Raw genomic sequence first — 25,731 nt, 5'->3', positions numbered from 1 at the left:
GGCGGGCAGCGCTGCCCTATCTGTCAATCATGCGGCGCACCTGCCCCCCTTTCGGGTGTGTCGTATGGGCGCCTCCCCCTTTGGAGGCGTCTCCTCCCTGAACCTTGGCCACCCCATGCTTGCATGGGGTGGTTTTTTATGGTGCGGCGACGGCAAAGCGACCGCTTTCGCTTGACGCTCCTGCCGGGGCTGCTAAAGCGCTCCCCCTGCCGGCCGCCGATGCGGCCTCAAGGCCCCTTCGTCTAGCGGTCAGGACGCGGCCCTCTCACGGCTGAAACACGGGTTCGATTCCCGTAGGGGTCACCAATCTTTTCAATGACTTAGCTCTTGAGGTTGGCCCAAAAATACCATTTTGCCTATTTCTTGTCCTTTTGACCTTCTGGGATTGCGTAGGACGCGCTCGGAAAAGTTTTTTGATGAGCTGCGGCCTAGTGCCTCCACGCTAGCTCAGCTGGCCAGCGTTGTGCAGCGCGAGGCTACACCTGCCTGAGCCCCGCTCCGCATTCTTGTCTGGGCTTCAGCGTGATCGCCGTCGCTCAATCGCCTCACGCAAACTTGCAACCATGATTAAAGTCGAACTTCGATCTTTCACGATCTCCAGCTCGCCGGATTTGATCAGCTCATAGAGGCGGGACCGGCTTAACCCCGTCATTGTCACCGCTACCGCGATCCTTACGCTGATGGGATCAATGAGTGTAGGTGGCTTTGACTTCTCGACGGGAAGTGGCGCGTTAAATCTTGGCAGGCTCTTACGCACGGCAGAACGTCTCCTAGTTGGAGTCTGCCAGATGGGATGAAGCTTTCCCAATCTATCGGAACTATGCGGAATTGGAAGTCCAAAGCTGACAGGTATGGGGCGGCGAAATGCGCGCGCGGCGAGGGCTCATCGTTTGCGAGAATCTTAAACCTGCTGAAAGAGCCGCAGGTCCAGACCCTGACGCCTCAAGATGCCGCCAGCGCGGCACGCCGGCAAGGGACCCGAAAACGCGCTGGTCGAATGAACTTCGAATCGAACATGTGCATTGCGCACGTCACATTCGCTTGTCCTGAATAACGTTGCGGCAGGCTCAGATGCCCGAGGGCGCCGATCATTTTGTTCGCTCAGCGAACTGTTCCTCCAATGTCCCCCGCGCCGGAAGGCGAGAAAATCGCCTCGCCAAACCGGCGCTTCAGATGTTGTGCGACGCTGTGGGCATATCGCTTCTGTCGATCGGAAGTCGGACTGTGATAGACACCCACCGCCGTTAGCGTCCGCGCTCGTGGTGTAATTTCCGGTGTAGATTGAGGCGATCGCGTGGGTGGGGCATGCCCCACCCACGCGATTTCGGTCTCGGTGGCCACCGGGCTCATCGGTAAGGTGGAGTTACCACACTTCACACGCCCACCGAGGAGTTGATCCCGATGACCGACGATAGATTACCGCTTGCCGAGCTGATGGCGAAGACCGGAGATGGAGATTTCCTGCGCACGATCGCCGAGAGCGTATTACAGATCATCATGGAGGCCGACGTCGATGGCCTGGTCGGCGCCGGCCGGCACGAGCGTTCCGGCGATCGCACGACCTGGCGCAATGGCTACCGCGACCGCAGCCTCGATACCCGGCTCGGCACGCTCAATCTCAAGATCCCCAAACTGCGGACCGGCGCCTACTTTCCCGGCTTTCTGGAGCCCAGGAAGACCGTCGAGAAGGCGCTGGTCGCGGTGATCCAGGAAGCATGGATCGCCGGCGTCAGCACCCGGCGCGTCGATGAGCTGGTGCAGGCGATGGGCATGACTGGCATCTCCAAGTCCTCGGTATCCAAGCTGTGCAAGGACATCGACGAGCGGGTCCACGCCTTCCTCAAGCGGCCGCTCGCCGGCGACTGGCCCTACCTCTGGCTCGATGCTACCTACCTCAAGGTGCGCGAGGGCGGGCGGATCGTCAGTGTCGCCGCGATAATCGCTGTGGCCGTCAACACCGAGGGCAAGCGCGAGATCGTCGGCCTGCACATCGGTCCTTCCGAAGCCGAGCCGTTCTGGTCGAGCTTCCTCAAGGACCTCGCCCGGCGCGGCCTGACCGGCGTGAAGCTGGTCATCTCCGATGCCCACGAGGGGCTCAAGGCGGCGATTACCCGCGTCATGGGCGCGACCTGGCAGCGCTGCCGCGTCCACTTCATGCGCAACGCCCTGGCCTATGTGCCCAAAGGCCAGAATACCGTCGTTGCCGCTGCCATCCGTCAGGTCTTCCTTCAGCCCGACCATGCCGCTGCGACGCAGGTCTGGCGTCAGGTCGCTGATCAGTTGCGCGCCCGCTGGCCAAAGCTCGGCGTTTGCATGGACGATGCCGAGCACGACGTACTCGCCTACATGACCTTCCCCGAGCAGCACCGGGTCAAGCTCCACAGCACCAACCCGCTGGAACGCCTGAACAAGGAAGTGAAGCGCCGCGCCGATGTGGTCGGCATCTTCCCGAACGAGGACAGCATTATCCGCCTCGTCGGCGCCGTCCTGCTCGAGCAGAATGACGAATACCAGCTCCAGCACCGCTACATGCAGATCGAGGGCATGGCCGCCCTTGCCACCCCAATGATCGAGGAGGCACAGCCGCTACAGATTACACCCAAGGCCGCCTGAAAATGCAGCCCAGTGGCCACACCCGATTTTACACCACATTGACGGACGCGACCCCCACCGCCTTCCAATAGCTACCTGTCGACATTAGGGCTGCAACGAAAATCCACCGGGCTGCGTTGGCATTGAAGCACGGATCGTAACGCAACCAATTACGAACGTCCTCGGGTGAACGGTCAAGCGTTACTGCGATTTTGGGCACCCACCAGCTGTTGATCTGGAGAGGTCCCAGGTCGTGGCTGCCATTGCGGTTCGGCACCGCCGCCCCGATCCATCCTCCTTCCTGATCGCGCAGTCCCCACAGGGTCACTTCGAGCCATTTCTGCCCTCCAGCCGCCTGCCTGATGCAATGGGCGACCCTCCGTTCATCGGCTGCATCATGACCGGACGGCGCTGCAAGACAATCCGATTGCCAGAGGGTCAGCAGCATCAGGGCGGCTATCCGCTTACCGATCGTGACCATGTGATCGCTCCTCAATGTTCCGGTTTGTGGCACGGTCTTCCGCCTTGGGCACATGGGCTTGCCGATTCGCCGCAAGTGCCTGCACATGACGATCGAGCGTCTCGAACAGCGATCGGGCGTTGCCTGCAAGTCGTCCGGCAATTCCGCGGTCCGGCTCTCGCTGATCAAGTTTGCGCGCGAGCGCCCTGCCCTCAGCCTTCCGCCGCTCCTCCACCTGTTCGAGCCTCAGGCCCTTCAGCCGTGCCTCGTTCCGTGCGGCAAAGCGCCTGCTGTGATCGCGCTCCAGTCGGCCTAATCCTTCGAGCGCCGATGTCTTCTCGCCCGACCGCTCTTCGAGTTTCGCGATGAGCTTCCTGGGGTCTTCCGTCCAGAGTTTGGCGCCGTACCGGGCTCGCGTGATGGCGGTGTAGAAGTTCTGTCCGTTGACGAGCGGAGACGCCACAGGGGCCAGCACATAAACGCGGTCATAGGTCTTCGACTGGGCGGAATAGACGGTCTCGGCATAGCCATGGTCCCAAGTAGAGTGACGTCCAAGATCGATCTGCTGGACCCGATCCCCTCGATCCCAGCGTATCGTCGCCACCATGCCGTCGAGCCGCTCCACCGTCCCGCGTTCGGCGTTTTTGAGATCAAGCTCCTTGGTCGCGAGCCGCCACTGGATGCGGTCACCAACGGCGAGATTACGGTGCTCGGAGAGGAACACATTCACCTGCGCTGCCTTGCTCGTTCGGGGATCCCAATTGTGGATACGCCCCTGCTCATCCGCCAATCGCACAAGCTGTCGGCCCTTTGCATCGCGGACCACGGAGACGACCCGATACTCGCCATCGCGCGCCAGGCCAGCGCCGACCTGATCGCGATTGAATTTGAGAACCTGACCGCCTGAATAGAAGCGGGCCATCTGCTTCTCCTGGTCGCTGAGCCCAGCGGGGGTCAGGACCGCGAGCCGGGTGTCCTCGGCCGCAACGACGCCTTCCCGCTGCAATGTCTCGCGGATCTGACTGTTGACGATGAGGCGCGTCGCATTTTCCAGAACGAGGATATTCGTAGTTGCCCGGCTTTCAGGCTTGAGGCGCGTCCATTCTCTCACCAGCCCCTTGGCCAGTTCCTCCGCATCGCCGCCGCTGACCACCTTATCGAGGTGGTCCAGCGAACCGGCATAGTCACCCGCGCGCGCCTGGGTGACAGCAAGCTTCATCGCTCTGGTTTCCTGCCGCCGCGATTCAACCAGCTCGGCGGTCGCGAGCCCAAGCTTCTGCATCAGCCAGAATGCTTTTCCCTGCTCGATCGCCCCGGTCTGCTGTGGATCGGCGTGCAAAAAGGACCCCGTTAGCGGGGTGATCGGCGTCTAAAAGGGACCCCTCATTTCGATAGCTTACACAGCCGCGTGGAAGTTCATGCGGCGAGATCGGGATGTTGGTTTTGGAGACAGTGGTTCGTATCCGGCGTGAGTATGCCGGCGGGAAGGCGATCAAGGCGATCGCGCGTGATCTGCATGTGTCGCGGAAGGTAATCCGCAAGGCGATCCGGGCGCCGGAAGGCGCATTTGATTATCGACGCAAGGTTCAGCCGCTGCCGCGGATCGGTCCGTTTCAGGATCGGCTGGATGTGCTGCTGGAAGAGAACGAGGTACGGGGCCGACGTGACCGGCTTCGGATGACCCGTATCCACGACCTTCTGGTGCGTGAGGGTTTCGAGGGCTCTTACGATGCCGTGCGCCGCTATGCGGCGCGGTGGAAGATCGAGCGGCGCAGGGATGTCGGCGACGGGACGACGGCCTTCATTCCGATGCTGTTCCAGCCCGGCGAGGCCTACCAGTTCGATTGGAGCCACGAGGATGTCGAGATCGCCGGCAAGCCGATGCGGGTAAAGGTCGCGCACATGAGGCTGTGCGCATCGCGGGCTGTGTATGTCCGGGCCTATCCACGCGAGACCCAGGAGATGCTGTTCGACGCGCATGCGCGCGGCTTTGCCTTCTTCGGCGGCGTGCCCCGGCGCGGCATCTACGATAATATGAAGACGGCGGTGACGAGCGTGTTCACCGGCAAGGACCGGGTGTTCAACCGGCGGTTCCTGATCATGGCCGACCATTATATGGTCGAGCCCACGGCCTGCTCGCCGGCGGCGGGATGGGAGAAGGGTCAGGTCGAGAACCAGGTGCAGACGATCCGGGGACGCTTCTTCCAGCCCCGTCTGCGGTTCGCCAGCCTCGAGGAGCTCAATGGCTGGCTGGAAGCTGAGTGCCGACGCTGGGCCGAACGGCAGGCCCATCCTGAGCAGGGCGACCAGACCGTGGCGCAGATGCTGGAGATGGAACGTCCTGCATTACAGTCGATGCTGGGGCCGTTCGACGGCTTCAACGAGAGCGAGCACGGCGTGTCGGGCACCTGCCTGATCAGCTACGATCGCAACCGTTACTCGGTCCTCTCGACGGTGGCGCGGCGCACGGTGCAGGTTCGGGCCTATGCCGACCGCATTGTCGTGCGATGCGGCGATGAGGTCGTCGCTGAGCATCCCCGCTTCTTCGGGCGGAACCGCACCATCTATGATCCCTGGCACTATCTGCCGGTGCTGGCCCGCAAGCCCGGCGCTTTACGCAACGGCGCACCCTTCCAGGACTGGGAACTGCCGCCGGCGCTCGCCCGGTTGCGACGCAAGCTGGGCAACGGCGATGATGCCGATCGGCGGTTCGTGCGCGTGCTGGCGGCCGTGCTGACCGATGGCCTGGAACTCGTCGAAGCCGCCGTGCGGGAGGCACTGGCAACCGGCACGGCGAGCGACGACTTGATCCTCAATATCCTGGCACGGCGCCGCGAACCGCCGCGACCGCTGACGATCGTCACGTCGGAGGACAATGCCCTGCGGCATCCGCCGATCGCCGACTGTTCCCGTTACGACCAACTGAGGAACTTCCATGCAGCGGCATGACATGATCGACGCGATGCGCGGGCTCGGACTCAAGGGGATGGCCGGCGCGTTCGATGAGGCCGTCACCACAGGGCTTCAGCGCCAGCGCACGACGATGGAGATACTGACCGATCTGCTGCGTGCGGAGGCAACGCACCGCCACGCCGCCTCGATCCGATACCGGATGGCGGCCGCCAAGCTACCGGTGGTGAAGGACATTGATGCCTTCCACTTCGAGGGGACGCCGATCAACGAGGGGCTGGTCCGTTCGCTGCACGGCGGGGCGTTCCTGCCCGCACGGCGCAATGTCGTCCTGGTCGGTGGCACCGGCACCGGCAAAACCCATCTGGCCATCGCCATCACCGCCAATGTCGTCCGCGCTGGAGCGCGGGGGCGTTACTTCAACACCGTGGATCTGGTGACCCGCCTCGAAGAGGAAGCCCGGATCGGAAAAAGCGGCGCGCTTGCCGCCCAGCTCTCTCGCCTCGACCTCGTCGTGCTCGATGAGCTTGGCTATCTTCCCTTCGCCCGTTCAGGCGGGCAGTTGCTGTTCCATCTGGTCAGCAAACTTTACGAGCAAACCAGCGTCATCATCACGACCAACCTGGCGTTCGGGGAATGGCCGACGGTGTTCGGCGACCCCAAGATGACCACCGCTCTCCTCGATCGCGTCACCCACCATTGCGACATCATCGAGACCGGCAATGACAGCTGGCGCTTCAAGAACCGAAACTGATCCCCCGCCGCACGCCGGGATTAAGATGCTTTGCGCTGCGCGCGCCTCCGGTCGGGCTCCGCCCTCCCTACGCCGCGCGCAGCGCAAGGCGCGTTCCTCGACCGTCGTGGCATCCTTGAAAGGGGGTCCCTTTTGCGCGCCGATCGGGGGTCCCGTTTGCACGCCGATTGACATTCGGCGGCACCGGCTATTGCCGGGGCTTTGCGGTCGAACGTCTCTATCGCGACATTCGCATCACCCGCATCTATGAAGGATCGTCGGAAATCCAGAAGAACACGATCGCGCGCGAACTGCTGCGATAAAATTAAGGGCGGGACGCGCAACGCCTCCCGCTCTTCGATCCTTGCAAGGGCGGGTATATCCCCGCCCTTTTCCTGTCAGAGCAGATCGCCCTTCTCTCGCAAGGTTGCGATCCGGTCGTCATCCAGCCCAAGTCCGGCCAGAAGTGCTGCGCCATCCTGCCCCAGACATGACACATGATCGCGCGCTTCGACCCGCGAGCCACTCATACGGAACGGCGGATTGGACACTTTGTAGCGCCCGGCGCCATCCGCTATCTCGGCAAAGGCGCCACGCACCGCCAGTTGCGGATCGTCCAGCAGTTCGCCTATCTCGCGATAGCGCGCGCAAGGAACGCCGTACCCCGAAAGGATCGTTTCCGCTTCCTCAGCAAGATGCTGCTCTGTCCATTTTTCGGTCAAGGCCAGCAGGGTCGCCCAATTAGCGTTACGATCGGCACTGGTGCGGAAGCGCGGATCGTCCCGCCATTCCGGATGACCAACCGCATCGGCAAGCTGCTCGAAATTGCGCGGTGATGTTGGCGCAACCATGATGAACCCATCGCGGGTCTTGAGCGGCGTATAGAGCGGGCGCCGGGCGTCGCCGGGAAATTGCGCCTCCTGCGTTTCGAACACCAGCATGCCGACCATCGCTTCGAGCATGGATACGTCGATATGCTGCCCCTCGCCCGTCCGTTCACGCTGGTAGAGCGCAGCCTGAATCGCACCGAAGGCATGGGTTCCGCCCAGAACGTCCGCAACGAATATGCCGCTGGTCGCCGGTCGTTCCGCCCCGTCCTGATAACGTAGATTGACCATGTCGAAGCCGCTGGCCGCATGGATGACGGGCGCATAGGCCGGGAACAGCGCTTTTGGCCCCGTCTGGCCATAGCCGGAGATGGAACAGTAGATGAGGCGGGGATTGATGTCCTGCAGCGTAGCATAATCCAGCCCGAACCGCTGCATCACGCCCGGCCTGAAATTTTCCACCAGCACATCGCAGTTTGCAACCATCTGCTTGATCAGCGCCACCATTTCGGGTGATTTCAGGTTGCACGCGATGCTCTGCTTGCCTGCGTTAAGGTTGCCGAAATAGGCGCTGAACCCTTCACGTAGCGGCGGCCGCGCCCGCACCTGATCGCCCTCTAGCGACTCCACCTTGATCACCTGCGCGCCAAGATCGGCCAGCATCCGCGTGGCGAAAGGCCCCGCCATGACACTGGTAAAATCCAGCACGCGCACCCCGTCCAGTGCCCCTGCGCTGACAGCCATCCCGTTTTCCGCCATATCCTCACCCATGATTAGGACTTAATATTTAATGGTCCTACCTATCACATGAGGTGCAAGATGGGTCAACTGCCAGATGGCGGCACGGATGGGCCCTTATCCGGTTATTGGGTTATGGGGACTATCAGCCCCTGGCTGCCTTGCTGTTCTTGCGCACATGGCGATGCACGCGCTCCAGATGCTTGCGCATTTCCGCGACGGCCGCATCACTGTCATTGGCGCGCAGATGGCGCACCAATCTGAAGCGGGATTCGATCAGCGACTGTTGCAGCATCTCATAATCCGGCCCCCGCACGAACTCGTGCAGAATCGCAGAGAGCGAATTCACGAAAATGCCGAAAATGCGGTTCCCCGTCGCACGGGCCAACACCGCATAGTATTCCACCGCACATTGATAGCGCGCTTCGACATCGCTTTCCTGCTTCGTTCGTGCCGCTATCGCTTCCAGATCAGCCAGATCGGCCTCGGTCGCCCGCTCGCACGCCAGTCGCACGATGATATCCTGAAGCGCCAGCCGTGCCTCTGTCAGTTCGGCGAGAGAAATATCGCCCAGATGCACATAATCCTGCATCGCCTGCACGATGCGATCCGGTTCGGCTGTCTGCACGAACGCCCCGCCCTTCACCCCCTTCACATTGCGGATGATGCCGGCAACTTCCAGACTGCGCAATGCTTCCCGCAGGGCGCTGCGGCTGACCTGGAACTCTGCTGCCAACTCTCGTTCAGCCGGCAATTTATCGCCGGCTTTCAAACTTCCCGCAGCCAGTTGCGCCCGTATCTGCTCGCAAATGATCTCAAATGCCCTCTGCGTTTTTATGGGGGCGAAACTGGGTTTGGTCGAAGGCGTGAGCGCCATGTCATAAGCTCCGAATGATAACAGCAATCTATAGTGGTCGCCCTGAAAGGCGCAATGGCCAGACCGAAACCTATTGACAGCCAAATCCATTCTAATAATGGTCCGACCATTACAGAGAGGAAGGTTTCTATGAAGATCCTTGTGCCCGTGAAGCGGGTTATCGATTACAACGTAAAGCCGCGCGTGAAGGCGGATGGCACGGGCGTGGACCTGGCCAACGTCAAGATGAGCATGAACCCGTTCGACGAAATCGCCGTCGAGGAAGCCATTCGCCTGAAGGAAAAGGGCGCGGCGACCGAGGTCGTGGCGGTATCGATCGGCGTCGCCAAGACGCAGGAAACGCTGCGCACGGCGCTGGCGATGGGCGCGGACCGCGCCATCCTGATCCAGACCGATGATGAGGTCGAACCGCTGGGTGTCGCCAAGCTGCTCGCCAAGGTTCAGGAAGAGGAAGGCGCTGGCCTGATCATCCTGGGCAAGCAGGCGATCGACGACGACAGCAACCAGACCGGCCAGATGCTGGCCGCGCTGTTGAACCTGCCGCAGGGCACCTTTGCCAGCAAGGTCGAGGTCGAGGGCGACAAGGTCAACGTCACCCGCGAAGTCGATGGCGGCCTGGAGACGGTGAAGCTCAACACCCCGGCGATCATCACCACCGACCTGCGCCTCAACGAGCCGCGCTATGCGTCGCTGCCGAACATCATGAAGGCCAAGTCCAAGCCGCTGGCGAACAAGACCCCGGCTGATTACGGCGTCGATATTGCCGCCCGTCTGGAGACGCTCAAGGTCTCCGAACCGCCCAAGCGCTCGGCCGGCATCAAGGTTGCCGACGTCGATGAACTGGTGGCCAAGCTCAAGGCTCTGGGAGTTGCAGCATGACGAAGACGCTCGTTTGGGTTGAACATGAGGGCGGCGCCGTCAAGGACGCGACCCTTTCCGCCGTGACCGCTGCAGCCAAGCTGGGTGAAGTCCATCTGCTGGTCGCCGGCCAGGGCGTCGACGGCGTTGCCGCCGAAGCCGCCAAGATTGCCGGCGTGGGCAAGGTCCATGTCGCCGATGACGCGGCCTTTGGCCATGCGCTGCCGGAGAATGTCGCGCCGCTGATCGTCGAGCTGATGGGCCATCATGATGCGTTCGTCGCGCCGGCCACCAGCAACGGCAAGAATATCGCGCCGCGCGTCGCCGCCCTGCTCGATGTCATGCAGATCAGCGACATCCTGTCGGTCGAGAGCGAAGATACCTTCACTCGGCCGATCTATGCCGGCAACGCGATTGCGACGGTCAAGTCGAAGGACGCCAAGAAGGTCATCACCGTTCGCGGCACGGCCTTTGAAAAGGCGGCCAAGGACGGCGGCAGCGGCGCGGTGGAAGCCGTGGCCTCGACCGGCGACAAGGGCATTTCCTCCTTCGTCGGCGCCGAGATCGCCAAGCTGGAACGCCCCGAGCTGACCAGCGCCAAGGCGATCGTGTCGGGTGGCCGTGCGCTCAAGGACGGTCCGACCTTCGAGGAATATATCATGCCGCTGGCCGACAAGCTGGGCGCGGCCGTCGGTGCCTCGCGCGCTGCGGTCGATGCGGGCTATGTCCCCAACGATTATCAGGTCGGCCAGACCGGCAAGATCGTCGCCCCGGAAGTCTATATCGCCGTCGGCATTTCCGGCGCGATCCAGCATCTGGCCGGCATGAAGGACAGCAAGACCATCGTCGCCATCAACAAGGACGAGGATGCGCCGATCTTCCAGGTGGCCGACATCGGCCTGGTCGGTGACCTGTTCAAGGTGGTGCCGGAACTGATCGGCAAGCTGTAAGCTGATTTGGCTTGAGTAGGTAAGGGCGTGGGGAGTGATCCCCACGCACTTTCCTTTCTGAATCTCCACATTGTGTGCGATGGCAAAGGCCGACCGCTGGTCGCACTGCTGAGCAAATCCCATATGAGCGACTACAAGGTAGCCGCACTGAAGCTCGACGCCTTGCTCCGTGCCAAAGCTCTGTTCGGCGATTGAGGCTATGACGCCGACTGGTTCCGCAAAGCCCTCACCGAACGCAACATTGCGGCCTGCATCCCGTCAAAGGTAAACCGGAAGGACCCGATCCCGCACGACACCATGCTGTATCGCCAGCGCCACAGGATCAAGAATATGTTCGGCAGGTTCAAGGACTGGCGAGGCATCCATACCCGCTACGGTCGATGCGCCCCACATTCATGTCCTGGATCGATCGATGATTTCTGATCTTAGCTCCGTGGAGGGTCTGCGGTAGTCCAGCCGCACTTCGCTCAACCATTGCAGTTAGGCGCTCAATTCAATTAGCCCCGATCAGTATAGCTCCCTTTCCCCAATGCCAGGTCATTGATGAGCGAAAGAGTTTCGGCTCGGTCCCGCGCCTGCTCGCATGAAGCGATGCGCAACGTCAGACAGCGGTGCCAATCAGCGGGACGACAGCCCGGGCGACGAGATCGTCAAGCCCATCGACGATCCACCGCGAATAATGGCGCTCGATCATAACCACAGAGGTATCGTGAAGTGCTGCTACGAGCCGGATCGGCAAGCCCATGCGCAAGCCGCGTACAATCGAACTGTGCCGCAGAGCGTAGGGGATGGTCGCAGCCGGCAACCCCGCCTCCTTCACAACCAAGTTCCAGCTACGGGTCATTTCTGACGGAGACTTCCATGGACCACGCTCATAGCGTTCCCATTTGACCGCAGATACCTGACGGACACGCCAGCGCTCGAGCAATGGTGCACTTAACGACCGGTCCGCAACGATCGGCCGCAGCAGTTCGACGATATCGTCGCCGATCGCTACGCGAATATGCTCGTTACTCTTTTTGTTACCCTTGTAGGATTGCGGGATCATGAGCCGGTTCCGCTCGAGCAAAGCGTCTGCGACCTGCATTCGCCGCAGCTGCGCGAAGCGCGCACCGGTCGCCGCCATGACCGCGACCAGGCGCCCCAGATCCGCGTCCATCGCGCAGGCTGCCGCGACGATCCGGCGCACCTCGGCATCGGCCAAAATTTGGTTCTCTCGGGCCTTGGACTCGGTGACGGCCGGGGCCTCGAGGGACAATCCATATTTGATGGTCAGCGGCAGATCGACCGGAAGGACCTTACGATGCTCAGCCCAAGCCGCATTGAGGGCTGCCTTGAAATCGTTGAGCAGTCGCTGCGTACTGGTGAACTTCTGCCGCGCCAGCCGCTTCTGCCAAGCGCGTAAATCCGCTTCTGACAAATCCTTGAGTGCCAGTCCTGCCATCTGCTTGTCGCCAAGGACATGCTTGTTGAGCTTGTAGTGCGCGTCCGACCGGACCTCCCTCCCCGCCTGCGCCGCGCGCCGCGCATCGCGTCGCACGACATAGGCCGAGATCGCCATCCCGACGGTGATGTTGGGGTCTAGCGCCGCCGGCGCACCGTTCGTCTGCCGCTCGACCCATTCGAGCGCCTTTGCCAGCGCCTGCTTCCAGCTGAGGATCGTATCATCGTCAGCGGCACGGACATCGTCCGGCTCGCCCAACGTCGCGTTCAAATAGGCATTAGGCACGTCGGTGCGCCGAAAACGGACCACCCAGCTGACCTTCCGCGCGCCTTTGTAATAGCCGATATGGAAGCCCTCGGAGACGAGCCGCCAATAGGCCTTGGTCTTGACCGGCAGGCGCAGGCGCACGGCCCGATCCTGGATACGAACGTCGGCAACTAGGCGAGCCATAAGCGAAAGGGACCATCCGATTTCTTGTCCTTTTGCTATAGCAGGATTGCCTCGGATCAACAAGGATGGCAGAGCGCTAAGTATATGAAATTGAAGGTGTCCTAGGGCATCCCCAGACGTCTTGACGGCGCTCTCTCACGGCTGAAACACGGGTTCGATTCCCGTAGGGGTCACCATCAGCCAATTCACCTATGTCCCTTTGACCCGGCATCGTTGATGACTTTCAACGGGCCGCAAGGCTCTTGGCATTTGTCCTCGACTGGCTCCTTCGATGCCCGCCGCGTTCGCCCCTATCGTTTCGCTTGTGCTGGCGGCCAGTCCCGGAATGCCTTGAAAGCGCGCAAAGCCGGGAAGGCTCCGCGCGCTCCAGTCACGCCTGGGAGGGAGAGATCAGCGCGCGGCGTATTGCCGGCCGCGGCCGGATACGGCCCAGCGCTGCGGCGTCGCATTGGGCGCGGTTTCGCGCACGAAGCATTGGCCGCGCTGCGACCGGATCATGCGGCAGGCGGTCATCGCGTCGGCACGACTGGCAAAGCCGCTGACGGCTAGGCGATGATAGAGGCGGCCCTTGACCGTCGCCTGGCTGGTCAGCACCGGGAAGGCCGCCAGCGCGCTGTTGCGCCCCGCCATGCCCATCCATTTTTCGCGCGCGACGGCGGCGCTGTCATAGGCGCCCAATTGCACGACCCAGTCGCTGGCATTGCCGACCGGCTTGATGAAGGCGGCCTTCTGCATGCGGGCGACCGGCTGCCGTGCGACGTGCTGCTGGACGCGCGGCTGCGCCTTTGGCTGCGCGGCTTCGCGCACGGCGACGCGCGTGATCGGCGCGGCCTGAACGGCAGGCTGAGGCACCGGCTGAACCTGCGGCGCAACATCCGCCAGCGATACAGGCTGGACCTGCGCATCGGGCTGAGGCGCGGCTTCGGGCGCGGCGGCCAGGGCGACGGGATCGGCAGCCGGCGCGGGCGCGGGCGCCAGCGCCAGCATCGCGGGCTGCCCCTGGTCGGCGTCGTTCATCGTGACGCCCATCAGCGCGGCGACGCGCTGCGGTGCGAGCCCCGGGGCGGCGACCTGCGCCCATTCGGTGACGCGCTTGTTGGCGTCGGTCGGATCGAGATCCATGCCGACGACCAGCCGCGCATCCTTCCATCGGCCGGCCAGCGCATAGGCATAGGCCAGGTTCTGGCGCGTGCGCGCGGTGGCGGAGGGATCGTGGATCGCCTGCGACAGGATGCGCACGCCCTCGTCCGCATCGCCCGCCATCGCCATCGCCAGGCCATAGTCGGATGCGGGGATCGTGTCGGCATGGCCGGCGAGCAGGCTGCGCGCCGCCTCCGGGCGTCGCTGCGCCACCTGCACCAGCGCCAGGCTGACGATGGTGCGCGCGTCGCTGCTGCCCAGCGCCAAAGCGTCCGACAGCGCGGTCTCTGCCGAAGCGAAGCGCCCGGCCAGCACATAGGCGCGGCCCAGAAGCTGGCGATAACCGGCATTTTGCGGTGCCAGCTGGACGGCGGCCTCGGCCGAGCGGACCGCGTCATCGGCGTCGCGATCGTCCAGCGCCTCGGCGGCCCGAGCGGCCAGCTTCGCCGGATCGCCCTTGGGCTGCGACATGGAGGCGCGGGGGTGGAATGCCGCCCCCGAGCAACCAACCATGGTGGTGGCGACGATCAGCGAGGAAATCGCCGCCTTTCCGAACGTCGTGCGCGTCATCATCTTACCCACCCTTCGTCATCTTGCGCCGCGCCTGCGGCAACTGGTCGGCCAGCCGGTCGATTTCCGGCAGGGTCGTGAGGAAATCATCCAGCGCCTGGCACACAATCTGCTGCGCGGATCGGCCGGTCACGGCGCTGGCAAGGCGCAGCTTGAGATGGCGCTCCGCGTCGAGGCGCAGCGTGAAGGCGGCCTTGCGATCGCGCGCGGGCGGGCTTTCCGGCTTGGTGCGGCTCGCCGCCTTGGCGCGGGGCGCCTTGACCGGGGCCGGCGTCGCGGCGATCCGTTCGGCCAATTCCTCGCGCTCCGCCACCACGGCGGGCACCGGCGCGCTCAGCGTCGCGCCCATGGGGGTGAGGCCGATCGCGACCGGCTGCTCGACGGGCTGCGGCGCGGGCTCGACATCGAAGCCCATGTCGTTCCAGCCCAGATCATCCTGCTGCAGCGCGGTCGCCGGACCGTGGCCAAAGCCCAGCATCGGGCGGCGCATGGCGGGCTGGGCCGCGCCCTTGCGGGCAAGCAGGCCGGAGGTCAGCGACGCGAGCGGCTTGGGTTCACCCATATGCTATCCTCCTCTTACTGGCTGACGCGGCGGCCGAAGCCGCCACCGATCGGGCGCGCGGCGACGGTGCCGACGCTGCCATGGGGCACGGAAAACACCGTACGGCGGAAATTCTTCTCCAAGCGATCGGACACATAAGTCCACAGCGCCTCGACCTCGCCGGCGGAGCGCCCGCGCGGGTCGACTTCCATCACAGTGCGTCCATCGATCATCGACGCCGCGAAATCGGTGCGGTGATGCAATGTCACCGGCGCGACCGTGCCATGCTGCGACAGGGCGACGGCGGCTTCGGACGTGATCCGCGCCTTGGGGGTAGCGGCGTTGACGACGAAGATCAGCGGTTTGCCCGCGCGCTCGCACAGGTCCACGGTCGCGCCCACGGCGCGCAGGTCGTGCGGGCTGGGCCGGGTCGGCACCACGATCAGTTCGGCGACGGAAATGACGCTCTGGATCGCCATGGTGATGGCGGGCGGCGTGTCGATGACGGCCAGCTTGAACCCCTGCTGCCGCAAAATTTCCAGGTCGGAAGACAGGCGCGCCACGGTGGTCTGGGCGAATGCGGGGAATTCGGCCTCGCGCTCATTCCACCAGTCGGCCAGCGAACCCTGCGGATCGATGTCGATCAGCACGACCGGCCCGGCGCCGGCACGCTGCGCCTGCACCGCCAGATGCCCCGACAGGGTCGTCTTGCCCGATCCGCCCTTCTGCGATGCCAATGCCAGAATCCGCACGCACTTCCCCCGAAGAAATTCCCATTCCGGGCCGATGTGCCATGGGCGCGCCTAAGATTTGGTTAACCGCGCAAACAGGTCTATGTCCGCGGCGGTCTATGCTAACAGGCTTTTAACCTCATTCGGGCTAGATGGCCCCCGACGGAGACTGGGCAGGAGCATGACGCAGATGCAGGCAGGACGGATGATCGGAGCGGCAGCGCTGGCGGTGATGCTGGGCCTGGGCTCCCCGGCGCTGGCGGATGTGAAGGCGGGCGTCGACGCCTGGCAGCAGGGCGACTATGCCCGCGCCATCGCCGAGTGGCGGCCGCTCGCCCAGGCCGGCGATCCCGATGCGCAGTTCAACATGGGCCAGGCCTACAAGCTTGGCCGGGGCGTGCAATCGGACGTTCCCGTCGCGCTGGACTGGTATCGCAAGGCGGCGGCGCAGGGCCATCTGCGCGCCGAGGACAATCTGGGCCTGCTGATGTTCCAGCAGGGCGATCGCGCCGACGCCATGCCCTATCTTCAGCGTGCAGCCTTGCGGGGCGAACCGCGCGCCCAGTATATTGTCGGCACCGCGCTGTTCAACGGCGACCTGATCGGCAAGGATTGGGTGCGCGCCTATGCGCTGATGAGCCGCGCGTCGGCGTCCGGCCTCACCCAGGCGACGACCAGCCTGGCGCAGATGGACAAATATATTCCCGACGACCAGCGCAGGCAGGGCCTGGCCATGGCGGCGAGCCTGGAGAAGGGCAAGGGCGAGACGCTGGCAAGCGCACCGGCCGCGCCGACCCGCCCCAATCCCCCACCGGTGCGCACGGCCGAGCGTCCCGCGCCGAAGCCGGCGACGCCGCCGCCCCCCACCCCTTCCCCCCAGCCCAGGCCCGCCCAGCGAGCGACGACTCCGCCGCCACCCGCGCTTCCATCCAAGCCTGCGCCCGCCGCGCCGGCCCCGGCCGCTTCGGGCGACTGGCGCGTGCAGCTCGGCGCGTTCAGCCAGGATGGCGGCGCGCGCAGCTTGTGGAACCGGCTGACCGCCAAGGTCGGCGGCCTGTCCGCCTATCAGCCCTTCTTCGTCCGCGCCGGCAGCGTGACGCGGCTGCAGGCCGGACCGATCGCCAGCAGCGGCGACGCGGAACGGCTGTGCGGCCGGATCAAGGCCGCGGGCGCGGATTGCTTCGCGACGCGGAAGTGACGGCGCGGGCGCGCGCCTGTTCCAGCATCCAGTTACGAAACTGCGCCACGGCGGGATTGGCCAGCGCCTCGGGCGGGTAGACGAGATAATAGGCCTGCTCGCTCGACATCGGACGCGCGAAAGGAACGACCAGCGTTCCCGCCTCCAGTTCGGGCCGGATCAGGAAGCTGGGGATCAGCGCAACGCCCGCCCCCGCCGCGGACGCCTGCGCCAGCATCAGGAAATGTTCGAAGGTCGGGCCGGGCGCGAGCGCGGACCCATCCACCCCGGCCGCCGCCAGCCAGCGCGGCCAGGCGTCGCGGCGCGACGTCTGGCTGAGCAGCGGCACGCTCAGCAGGTCCGCGGGGGTGCGCAGCGGATGCGCAGCGAGCCAGGCGGGCGCGCAGACCGGCACCGCTTCTTCGCGAAACAGGAAGTCCATCGCTACCCCCGGCCAATCTTTCACGACACCGAAATGGACAGCTGCGTCGAATTCCTCATGGCCGAAATCGAAGGGCTGCGAGCGAGCGGCGAAATCGATCACCAGGTCGGGATGGCGCGCGCTGAGATGCGGCAGGCGCGGCGCGAGCCAGCGCATGCCGAAGCTGGGCAGCGTCGCGATCCGCAGCGCCGTCTGCGCGGGTCGCGCCGACGCGCGGGCCGTGGCGCGGCGGATGCGATCGAGCGCGGGCAGCAGATCGTCGGCATAGGCGCGGCCCGCTTCGTTGAGCCGGACGCGACGGCCGATACGGACGAACAGCGGCGTCTGGAGCATGTCCTCCAGCTGTGCGATCTGACGGCTGACCGCGCTTTGCGTCAGGCCGATCTCCTCGCCCGCGCGGGAAAAGCCGCCATGGCGCACGGCGGCCTCGAACGCGGTGAGCGTCGCCATGGGAGGCAACCATTTGCGGCTGTCTTTCATTCCCTATCCTCATCAGCAGATGACAGGATGCCATTTGGATTTCGCTGTCTACGCTGCGATAATGCGGCTGTCATCCCGGAGCGTTTATATGTCAAATGAGAATATGGGCACGATCGAGCGGCTGGTGACCGGCACGCTGGGCGAAGTGGAGGGACGTCGCACGCTCGACATGCTGGCGATCGACCCGGCGCTGCTGGCGGAACGCGGCGAGCATGTCTCTCGCGCCGCCTTCGCCATGGCGATGAATGTCGGCCTGTTCCACGACCTGCTCACCCGCGTGCCCAGCGGCGCGGCCTATGTCACCGATGCGCTGGCCGGCGGGCGGAGAATCTTGTTCGACCATGGCGCGCTGCGCTGCATCCGCTTTCCCGATGGGCCGACCGGCGCCCTGCCCGGGGGCGAGGACGCCTTCACCCGCATCTTCCTGCCGCTGGGCTATGAGATGGCCGCCGTCTATCCGCTCGACCGGCTGAAGATGACCGGCCGCGCCTATCGCCACGCCGACTATCCCGACGCCATCCCGCAATTCTTCCTGTCCGAACTTCATGTCGATCGCTTCGATGCGGACTTCGCCGCCGCCGCCGCCCGCGTCTTCGGCACGTCGCGCGATCCGCTGGATGACGCCGCTCGGGAGATGCTGCGGCGCTACGCGGCCGGTGAAGCTGTCGCTTTCGCTGTCGCGCTGGCCGCCATGCCCACCATCCTGACCGCCTTCGACCGGCAGCATGAGCCGGCTTCGTTCGAGGATTATCAACTGCTTCTGTCCCGCTCCAACGAAGCGGCCTGGATCGCGACCGAAGGCAATGCCTTCAATCATGCGACGGACCGGGTGCCCGATGTCGCGGCGCTGGCCCAGCAACTGAAGGCGCAGGACCGCCCGATGAAGGAGCGGCTGGAAATTTCCGCGAGTGGCCGGGTGCGCCAGACAGCCTTTCGCGCCGACCGGGTCGCCCGCCCCTTCGCCGATGGCGAAACGCGGCAGGTTTCGGGCTCCTTCTTCGAATTCATCAGCCGCGACCTCGACCCTGAAACGGGCCTTATCGACCTTGCCTTCGACACGGGCAATGCGACCGGCATCTTCGCCATGACGAGCGCCCGCGACGGCGCGCAGGAAGGGACAATTCGGTGACCGACATGCTGCAATCCTTCGACCCCGCATCGCGCGAGCTGATCTGGGAAGGGCCGGTCGCCCGCCCCGCCGATTGCGACCGCGCCATCGCCGCCGCTCGCGCCGCCCTGCCTGGCTGGCGCGCCTCGCCCGTGGAGGACCGGATCGCGGTGGTGCGCCGCTATGCCGCGATTTTGAGCGAGCGCCGCGCGGACCTGGCGCAACTCATCGCCCGGGAAACCGGCAAGCTGCTGTGGGAAAGCGACGCCGAAGTCGGGTCGATGATCGCCAAGGTCGAGATATCGATCCAGGCGCATGCCGAGCGCACTGGCGAGCGCGCCGCCCACATGCCCTTCGGCCGCGCGGTGCTGCGCCATCGCGGCCATGGCGTGATGGCGGTGCTGGGCCCCTATAATTTTCCCGGCCATCTGCCCAACGGGCATATCGTCCCCGCCCTGATCGCGGGCAATGCCGTGGTCTTCAAGCCGTCGGAGATCACGCCCGCCACCGGCGCCGCCATGGCGGACGCCTGGGCCGCGGCCGGATTGCCCGACGGGTTGCTGACGCTCGTCCAGGGCGGGCGGGCCACGGGCGAGGCGCTGGTCGCGAGCGACATAGACGGGCTGCTCTTCACCGGATCGGCGGGAGCCGGCGCGGCGCTGCGCCGGGCGCTGGTCGATCGGCCCCACGTCATCATGGCGCTGGAACTGGGCGGCAATAATCCGCTGATCGCCTGGGACAGTCCGGACGCAGCGGCGTCGATCATCGTCAATTCGGCCTTCATCACCACCGGCCAGCGCTGTTCCTGCGCCCGCCGGCTGATCGTGCCCGAAGGCGCGAGCGGCGACGCGATCGTCGAGGCGACCGCCGCGCTTGCCGCGCAACTGCCGATCGCGGCCTGGAACGAGGCGGGTGACGCCTTCATGGGGCCGCTGGTGTCGGATCAGGCGGCGGCCAGCGCGCATCGCGCCGTCAGCGATCTGATTGCGCGCGGCGCGCGGGTGATACGCCCCTTCGAAGGGCTGGCCGATCGCAGCGCCGCCTTCGTCACGCCGGCGATGCTCGACCTCACCGGGATCGACGCGCCGGACGCGGAAATCTTCGCACCGGTTCTGTCGGTCATTCGCGTCGTGAATTTCGACGCGGCGATCGCCGCGGCCAACGCCACCAGCTTCGGCCTTTCCGCCGGACTCGTCTCGCAGGACGAGGCGCTGTGGCGGCGCGTGGTCGAGGAAAGCCGCGCCGGCGTCGTCAATCGCAACCGGCCGACCACGGGCGCGGCGGGCAACATGCCGTTCGGCGGCCTGGGCGCATCGGGCAATCATCGGCCGAGCGCCTATTATGCGGCCGACTATTGCGCCTATCCGATCGCGAGCTTCGAAGCCGATGGCGTGACTGCGGTGCCGGTTAACGGCTTGAACCGCGCAGCGGCTTAGGGCAACGGCTTTCCCGACCATTATCGGAGGGGCCATTGCCGGACGCTGTCAATTCATCCTGGGTGCTGACCCTGGTCTGCGCCGATCGGGTCGGCATCGTCGCCGCGGTCAGCCAGTTCCTGGCCGAGCGGGGCGGCTTCATCACCGACAGCCAGCAATATGCCGACCGGGACGCCGGCCTCTTCTTCATGCGCGTGGCGTTCGAAGCGACCGATGCGCGCATGCGCGACACCGACGCGCTGCGTTCGGATTTCGTCGCGATCGGCGCGCATTTCGCGATGGATTGGTCGCTGGCGGAAGCGCGCCATCGTCCCCGCATGCTGATCGCCGTGTCCAAGGGATCGCACTGCCTCACCGACCTGCTGCACCGCTGGCAGGCAGGCATGCTGGCGGTCGACATCATGGGCGTGGTGTCCAACCATCCCGACATGCGGCGCATCACCGAATGGCATGGCATCCCCTATCATGAGCTGCCGCCCAATGGCGACAAGGCAGCCCAGGAAGCGGCGCTGCTCGACATATTCGACCGCAGCCGATCCGATTATCTGATCCTCGCCCGCTATATGCAGGTGCTGTCGGAGGCGCTGGTCGAGCGGCTGGCGGGGCGCTGCGTCAACATCCATCACAGTTTCCTGCCCGGGTTCAAGGGCGCGCGCCCCTATCACCGCGCGCATGAGCGCGGGGTCAAGCTGATCGGCGCGACCGCCCATTTCGTGACCGCCGACCTTGACGAAGGGCCGATCATCGAACAGGCGGTCGAGCGCGTCGACCATCGCGCCACGCCCGAGGACATGATCCGCATCGGCCGCGACATCGAGGCGCAGGTGCTGGCGCGCGCTGTTTCCTGGATCGCCGACCGTCGCGTGCTGCTCAATGGTGCCAAGACGGTGGTGTTCCGCTGAGGCGCTAAAGCCCCAGCCTTGCCCAGAAATCTTTGGCAGCGATCGGCGCAACAGGCGTGGCATCCCGATCAGCGTTAGTCCAGCTGCTATGGGGAATGGGGTAGGGCTGGGTCGGCGGGGCCGACCGGCGCCGGCTTTTATATAAGGCAGGGCGAACCATCGTCTTCTCCTTCGATCAGGGGAACACGAAACCTGGCGTGGTCGCTTCGGAACCGTGCGCTTTAGCCGTTGATGACGCGGAGCAAGCTGACATCCTTCAAAAGCCGCGGAGCACGAAGGCTCGGCAAGGCTTATCGACGAGCGGAACGCTCCTGTCCAAACAGCTTTGCTTGGCCGCGCAACAGCCGAACTTGGCGCGGCCGCCTGGTTCAGCCGGCGACGCTGTACAGGAACCAGCCGACGATCAGCAGGCTGGAGATGATGCAGATACGATCGCCGAAAACATCAATACGAGACATGATGGACATCCTTCACCCTGAACGCTCTTTTGGCGCTTCTAAGGCAGATTACATCATGGCCAGCTTTGCTGGAACAGGAAAATTGCGCCCAATGGACATCATCCGAGGATGAACGTCAGCCAGCAGCACTTGAAGCGCCGCTTGCGAGGACTATCCGTCTCCAGCCCCTGCGCGGTGCCGCAGATAGGCCTGCGTCGCCTCTTCGGCTCCCCGGTAGGGCTCCTGGAACTCGGCGCTCCAATATTTGAGATCCTGCAGGTCGATCCGCTCGCCCGAAACGGCGCAGAGCACGAACTGCCCCGGCCGCACCACGGCGAAATCGGCCGCGCCATATTCCAGCACGGCCATGCCCGGTATATCCCCGATCATGCGCTCAGTCGCCGGTCAGAATGCGATCGACCAGCTGCTTCACGGTCGGCACGAACCCGTTGGAGTAGAAGGGGTCCTGCTTGAAGCGATAGGCGGCATGGCCGGCGAACAGCAGATTCTTGTCGAGATCGCCGCCATGAACCGACTCCTGCAGCGACTTCTGGATGCAGAAGCTGCGCGGGTCTGCCAGGCGACCGGTGGAATTGGTTTCGCTGTCCATCCAGCTGGAGAAGGCGCACTGGCTGAGGCAGCCCATGCAGTCGGCCTGATCCTTGCGGATTTCCGCCTTCTCCTCTTCGGTCACGAAGACCAGCGTATTGTCCGGGGTCTTGAGCGCGGAGGTGAAGCCGGCGCCGAACCATTCGCGCGCGCGCGTCAGGTCGCCCAGCGTCACCCAGAAATTCCTGCCCTTCACGCCCACATCGAGCTGATGCGTATGATCGCCCGCCTGTTCAGTGCTGAAGGGGATCTGCCGGTCCGACCGCGCTTCGAGCGAACGCAGGAAGGGATTGCGGATTGCCGAGCTGTAGAAGCCCGTCGGCGAAAATTTGTGAAGCAGCACGTCGCCCGGCTCCAGCTGCATCAGCCGGTCCTTCCACGCCTGCGGGATCGGGCTTTCCTGCGTCAGCAGCGGGCGCGTGCCGAACTGGAACATGATGGAGCCCAGTTCGGGATTGTCGATCCAGTCGTTCCAGTCCTTGAGCGCCCAGACGCCGCCCGCCATGACGATCGGCACATCGTCGGAAATGCCGCCTTCACGCATGGTGGCGCGCAGATCGCGAACGCGCGGATAGGGATCCTGCGGCGCGCGGGGATCCTCGGCATTGGAGAGGCCATTATGGCCGCCGGCCAGCCAGGGATCCTCATAGACCACCGCCGCCAGCCATTCCGACGCCTTGCTGTAGGCGCGCTTCCACAACGCGCGGAAAGCGCGGCCGGACGACACGATGGGCAGGTAGGAGACGCCGTAGGACGCCGCGATTTCCGACAGCTTGTAGGGCATGCCCGCGCCGCAGGTGACGCCCGCCACCATGCCGCGCGTCTTTTCCAGCACGCCATGCAGCACGCGCTGCGCGCCGCCCATTTCCCAGAGCACGTTGATGTTGATCGCGCCCTTGCCGCCAGCAATTTCGAACGCGCGCTTCACCTGCTCGACCGCGCCGTCGATGGCGTAGGCGATCAGTTCCTCATGCCGGTCGCGGCGCGTGCGGCCATGGTAGATTTGGGGGATGATGTTGCCGAAGCTGTCATAGCTGTCGGCGTTGACAGCAGACACCGTGCCGATGCCGCCGGCAGCCGCCCAGGCGCCCGAACTGGCGTGGTTGGACACGGCAACACCCTTGCCGCCTTCGACCAGCGGCCAGACTTCACGGCCGCCATAGACGATGGGCTTCAACCCCTTGAACAACGACTTCTCCTGCACTTGGCAACTGGCCCCCTCGACCAGGTAAAAGCGACCCTATAGCAGCTTTGGCTGTCTATGACGAATTTCGCGCGCCCTAGCGCAAAATCATGGGGCTGGCCAGAGCTTCGCCATAGAGAGACGCATAAGCGTTTACCATGGTTTCCTCGGCGAAATCGCGGGCGGCGCGCGCTTGGTTGGCGGCGCCCAGCCGCGCGCGCAGATCCGCGTCGTCAGCCAACTGACCGAGCGCCTGAGCAAGGCCTTGCTCGTCGCGCATGACGAAGGGGCGATTTTCCGGCGCGACCATATGGACGACGTCGCCGACATCCATGGAAGCGACCGGCAGCCCGGCGGCCATCGCTTCCACCAGCGAGATCGGGAATTGTTCACTGTCCGACGAGAGGGCGAATATGTCGAACAGGCCGACGAAGCGCCAGGGACGGTCCAAAAAGCCGGCCATATGGATGTCGTCCAGCCCCTGCGCGGCGGCTTCGGCCCTGATGGCGTCGCGTTCCGGCCCCTCCCCCACCACCACCAGTTGCAGCCGGTCCTTGTTGGCGGCGACGGCGCGCACGAGCCGGGGGATATTCTTGACCGCACGCAATCCCGCCAGCGTGCCCATCAGCAGCTTGCCGGGCGTCCGCACCAAGCCAGGAATCGCTTCAGGCGCGGGCGGTTCGCCGTAGCGCGCGACATCGATGCCGTTGCGGATCAGGTGCAGCTTCTCCGCAGGCTGTTTCCAGACCTGCCGGGCGATGTTCTCCAGCCGGACGGAGGGGACGACCAGCCCATGCGCGCGTTGCAGCGCCACGCGGCGGAAGAGATTGCGCTTGGTCTTCAGCCGCTCCGCCTCGTCCGCGTTGAAGCCATCCTCATGATGGATGAGCGGCGGCAGGCCAGAGGCTGCGCCGCCGCCCAGCCGATGCGCCATCACCGCGTCCATCGCGCCCCAATTATAGGTGAGGACAAGGTCGAAGCCCTTCAGAAAGGCGCGGATTTCCCCATAGCGCGCAAGACCCGGCTTGCCGGCGAAGGAGGGGCCGGCGGGATAGCGCACATCGATCGCCGGATCGATTGCGTCGCGCGCGCTCATGGCGGCGGGATCGGCGCTCATGATGCTGTGGCGGGCGCGGTCGCCCCAGATGTTCATCAGGCGGACTGCCCGCGCCTCCTTGCCGCCGAGCGAGAAACTGCCATGGACATGCAGGATGTTGGGCGGTTCAGCCACGCAGCACCCGGTCGAGTAGCCGGTCGATGGCGGCCACGCTTTCGGGCTCGTCCAGCGTAGGCGCATGGCCGACATCGGGCACAGTGACCAGTTCGGCGCTCTCGCCGATCTCGCGCGCCATGCGGCTGGCATTGTCCTCGCTCAGCAAATCCGATCGCCCGCCGCGCAGCAACAGCGTCGGAATGCCGGAAAAGGCCTGCATCACCGGCCACATGTCGACGCCCGCTTCGCTGCCCATGGCGCGGATGGGCTCGGCGATCTTCATGTCATAGTCGAGCACGATGCGCCCGCCGCTGTTGAGGCGGTAGAGCCGCTTGGCCATGGCAATCCATTGTTCGAGCCCGTAGCCGGGATAGACGTCGCCATTGGCTTCGGCGAGCGCCCGGGCCGCATGCACCCAGGTCGGATGGGACTGGCCCACGCCGACATAGGCGCGGATCCGGTCGAGCCCCGCCGCGTCCAGCGCCGGGCCGACATCGTTGAGCAGCGCGCCCGCCAGCCATTCGCGATGCGTCGCGGCGATCAACATGGTGATGACCCCGCCCAGCGACGTGCCGATCGCGACGAAACGCGTGATCGCCAGGTCCGCGAGCAGGCGGCTGATGTCCTGCAGATATGTCAGCGGGACATAGGTCATCGCATCCTTGGCATAGGCGCTTTCGGCGCGGCCGCGCATGTCGGGGCAGATCAGCCGCCACTCCCCGGCCAGCCGGGCGGCCAGCGGCTCGAAATCGCGCGCGTTGCGGGTCAGGCCGGGCAGGCAGAGCAGCGGCGGCCGGCCGTCATCCGGATGCGCCCCGTCCCTGGCATAGTCCCTATAATGGAGCCGAAGCCCATCGGGTGACCACCAATATCCGTCCTTATAGCCGGTCAAGCTTGATCCTTCCGCCCTGGCTCCCCCATAT

Annotated in this window: 22 protein-coding genes, 1 tRNA gene and 1 pseudogene; 11 read left to right on the top strand and 13 right to left on the bottom strand. The window is 64.8% G+C overall.

Annotation, left to right across the window (positions count from 1 at the left end; all coding sequences use genetic code 11):
- The first annotated feature begins 231 nt into the window (after window positions 1–231).
- Both ACGGKE_RS00585 and ACGGKE_RS00580 read left to right on the top strand, forming a co-directional pair.
- Window positions 232–306 (top strand) — tRNA-Glu (locus tag ACGGKE_RS00585).
- A gap of 1,095 nt (window positions 307–1,401) precedes the next feature.
- Entirely contained in the window at window positions 1,402–2,613 is a 1,212-nt protein-coding gene (locus ACGGKE_RS00580) for an IS256 family transposase (RefSeq protein WP_380909150.1), read from the top strand.
- 28 nt (window positions 2,614–2,641) lie between these two features.
- Here the strand turns inward: ACGGKE_RS00580 and ACGGKE_RS00575 are convergent, their stop codons facing one another.
- Together ACGGKE_RS00575 and ACGGKE_RS00570 are read right to left on the bottom strand one after the other, a co-directional pair.
- Window positions 2,642–3,073: a lytic transglycosylase domain-containing protein gene (locus tag ACGGKE_RS00575; RefSeq protein ID WP_394439200.1), complete on the bottom strand. Its 432-nt coding sequence runs from the start codon at window positions 3,071–3,073 to the stop codon at window positions 2,642–2,644.
- A pseudogene (locus ACGGKE_RS00570) lies at window positions 3,057–4,391 on the bottom strand (DNA relaxase); the annotation flags it as partial. The pseudogene ACGGKE_RS00570 and the gene ACGGKE_RS00575, both read right to left, overlap by 17 nt.
- A 95-nt stretch (window positions 4,392–4,486) precedes the next feature.
- On the opposite strand from ACGGKE_RS00570, the gene istA reads away from it, so the two are divergent.
- The 3 genes from istA to ACGGKE_RS00555 all read left to right on the top strand — a co-directional run bounded on the left by istA (window position 4,487) and on the right by ACGGKE_RS00555 (window position 7,018).
- Window positions 4,487–6,001: an IS21 family transposase gene (gene istA, locus ACGGKE_RS00565; protein ID WP_394436753.1), complete on the top strand. Its 1,515-nt coding sequence runs from the start codon at window positions 4,487–4,489 to the stop codon at window positions 5,999–6,001.
- A complete protein-coding gene (istB, locus tag ACGGKE_RS00560; RefSeq protein ID WP_037482228.1) occupies window positions 5,988–6,716 on the top strand; it encodes an IS21-like element helper ATPase IstB in 729 nt (242 codons plus the stop codon). The genes istA and istB overlap by 14 nt, the downstream gene beginning before the upstream one ends.
- A 167-nt stretch (window positions 6,717–6,883) precedes the next feature.
- Window positions 6,884–7,018, top strand: a complete 135-nt coding sequence (locus ACGGKE_RS00555; protein ID WP_394439199.1) for an acyl-CoA dehydrogenase family protein — start codon at window positions 6,884–6,886, stop codon at window positions 7,016–7,018.
- Between the two features lie 75 nt (window positions 7,019–7,093).
- Here ACGGKE_RS00555 and ACGGKE_RS00550 read toward each other — a convergent pair whose 3' ends face one another.
- Together ACGGKE_RS00550 and ACGGKE_RS00545 are read right to left on the bottom strand one after the other, a co-directional pair.
- The gene (locus tag ACGGKE_RS00550) at window positions 7,094–8,293 is read right to left on the bottom strand and encodes a CaiB/BaiF CoA transferase family protein (protein WP_394439197.1); all 1,200 of its coding nucleotides are present in this window, start codon (window positions 8,291–8,293) and stop codon (window positions 7,094–7,096) included.
- Between the two features lie 112 nt (window positions 8,294–8,405).
- Complete coding sequence (locus tag ACGGKE_RS00545) at window positions 8,406–9,137, bottom strand: FadR/GntR family transcriptional regulator (RefSeq protein ID WP_037521810.1); 732 nt, start codon at window positions 9,135–9,137, stop codon at window positions 8,406–8,408.
- A 129-nt stretch (window positions 9,138–9,266) separates the two neighbouring features.
- Here ACGGKE_RS00545 and ACGGKE_RS00540 point away from each other — a divergent pair, with 129 nt between their 5' ends.
- Window positions 9,267–10,016, top strand: a complete 750-nt coding sequence (locus ACGGKE_RS00540) for an electron transfer flavoprotein subunit beta/FixA family protein (protein WP_375188798.1) — start codon at window positions 9,267–9,269, stop codon at window positions 10,014–10,016.
- A complete protein-coding gene (locus tag ACGGKE_RS00535; protein ID WP_037523217.1) occupies window positions 10,013–10,945 on the top strand; it encodes an electron transfer flavoprotein subunit alpha/FixB family protein in 933 nt (310 codons plus the stop codon). Before ACGGKE_RS00540 ends, ACGGKE_RS00535 begins: the two co-directional genes overlap by 4 nt.
- Window positions 10,946–11,546: 601 nt before the next feature.
- Here ACGGKE_RS00535 and ACGGKE_RS00530 read toward each other — a convergent pair.
- The 4 genes from ACGGKE_RS00530 to ACGGKE_RS00515 all read right to left on the bottom strand — a co-directional run bounded on the left by ACGGKE_RS00530 (window position 11,547) and on the right by ACGGKE_RS00515 (window position 15,842).
- A complete protein-coding gene (locus ACGGKE_RS00530; protein WP_051887101.1) occupies window positions 11,547–12,797 on the bottom strand; it encodes a tyrosine-type recombinase/integrase in 1,251 nt (416 codons plus the stop codon).
- Window positions 12,798–13,229: 432 nt separating this feature from the next.
- Complete coding sequence (locus ACGGKE_RS00525; protein WP_394442087.1) at window positions 13,230–14,549, bottom strand: tetratricopeptide repeat protein; 1,320 nt, start codon at window positions 14,547–14,549, stop codon at window positions 13,230–13,232.
- Window positions 14,550–14,553: 4 nt separating this feature from the next.
- Window positions 14,554–15,111, bottom strand: a complete 558-nt coding sequence (locus tag ACGGKE_RS00520) for a hypothetical protein (RefSeq protein ID WP_394439196.1) — start codon at window positions 15,109–15,111, stop codon at window positions 14,554–14,556.
- Between the two features lie 14 nt (window positions 15,112–15,125).
- Complete coding sequence (locus ACGGKE_RS00515) at window positions 15,126–15,842, bottom strand: AAA family ATPase (RefSeq protein ID WP_228165708.1); 717 nt, start codon at window positions 15,840–15,842, stop codon at window positions 15,126–15,128.
- 169 nt (window positions 15,843–16,011) lie between these two features.
- On the opposite strand from ACGGKE_RS00515, the gene ACGGKE_RS00510 reads away from it, so the two are divergent.
- The gene (locus ACGGKE_RS00510; protein WP_394442084.1) at window positions 16,012–17,019 is read left to right on the top strand and encodes an SPOR domain-containing protein; all 1,008 of its coding nucleotides are present in this window, start codon (window positions 16,012–16,014) and stop codon (window positions 17,017–17,019) included.
- On the opposite strand, the gene gcvA is transcribed toward ACGGKE_RS00510, so the two are convergent.
- Window positions 16,979–17,920, bottom strand: coding sequence for a transcriptional regulator GcvA (gene gcvA, locus ACGGKE_RS00505; protein WP_394439195.1), 942 nt, complete (start codon window positions 17,918–17,920; stop codon window positions 16,979–16,981). The genes ACGGKE_RS00510 and gcvA overlap by 41 nt on opposite strands.
- An 88-nt stretch (window positions 17,921–18,008) precedes the next feature.
- Here gcvA and ACGGKE_RS00500 point away from each other — a divergent pair, with 88 nt between their 5' ends.
- The 3 genes from ACGGKE_RS00500 to purU all read left to right on the top strand — a co-directional run bounded on the left by ACGGKE_RS00500 (window position 18,009) and on the right by purU (window position 21,366).
- Window positions 18,009–19,049: a 2-oxoadipate dioxygenase/decarboxylase family protein gene (locus ACGGKE_RS00500; protein WP_394439194.1), complete on the top strand. Its 1,041-nt coding sequence runs from the start codon at window positions 18,009–18,011 to the stop codon at window positions 19,047–19,049.
- Between the two features lie 5 nt (window positions 19,050–19,054).
- Window positions 19,055–20,464: a succinylglutamate-semialdehyde dehydrogenase gene (gene astD, locus ACGGKE_RS00495; protein WP_394442081.1), complete on the top strand. Its 1,410-nt coding sequence runs from the start codon at window positions 19,055–19,057 to the stop codon at window positions 20,462–20,464.
- Window positions 20,465–20,526: 62 nt separating this feature from the next.
- Window positions 20,527–21,366: a formyltetrahydrofolate deformylase gene (purU, locus tag ACGGKE_RS00490; protein WP_394439193.1), complete on the top strand. Its 840-nt coding sequence runs from the start codon at window positions 20,527–20,529 to the stop codon at window positions 21,364–21,366.
- A gap of 608 nt (window positions 21,367–21,974) precedes the next feature.
- Here the strand turns inward: purU and ACGGKE_RS00485 are convergent.
- The 4 genes from ACGGKE_RS00485 to ACGGKE_RS00470 form a co-directional block, all read right to left on the bottom strand.
- Window positions 21,975–22,193 (bottom strand): DUF2093 domain-containing protein, encoded by a 219-nt coding sequence (locus ACGGKE_RS00485; protein ID WP_394439192.1) that lies wholly within the window; start codon window positions 22,191–22,193, stop codon window positions 21,975–21,977.
- Window positions 22,194–22,197: 4 nt separating this feature from the next.
- Window positions 22,198–23,601, bottom strand: a complete 1,404-nt coding sequence (locus ACGGKE_RS00480) for an NAD(P)H-dependent flavin oxidoreductase (RefSeq protein ID WP_394439191.1) — start codon at window positions 23,599–23,601, stop codon at window positions 22,198–22,200.
- A 91-nt stretch (window positions 23,602–23,692) separates the two neighbouring features.
- Complete coding sequence (locus ACGGKE_RS00475) at window positions 23,693–24,826, bottom strand: glycosyltransferase family 4 protein (protein ID WP_394439190.1); 1,134 nt, start codon at window positions 24,824–24,826, stop codon at window positions 23,693–23,695.
- The gene (locus tag ACGGKE_RS00470) at window positions 24,819–25,700 is read right to left on the bottom strand and encodes an alpha/beta fold hydrolase (protein WP_394439189.1); all 882 of its coding nucleotides are present in this window, start codon (window positions 25,698–25,700) and stop codon (window positions 24,819–24,821) included. Before ACGGKE_RS00470 ends, ACGGKE_RS00475 begins: the two co-directional genes overlap by 8 nt.
- Window positions 25,701–25,731 lie beyond the last annotated feature (31 nt).

The organism is Sphingobium naphthae (assembly GCF_043589935.1).
Lineage (GTDB): Bacteria > Pseudomonadota > Alphaproteobacteria > Sphingomonadales > Sphingomonadaceae > Sphingobium > Sphingobium naphthae_A.
The sequence above is the reverse complement of the archived record's forward strand: the minus strand, read 5'-3'. Positions and strand labels throughout refer to the sequence as shown.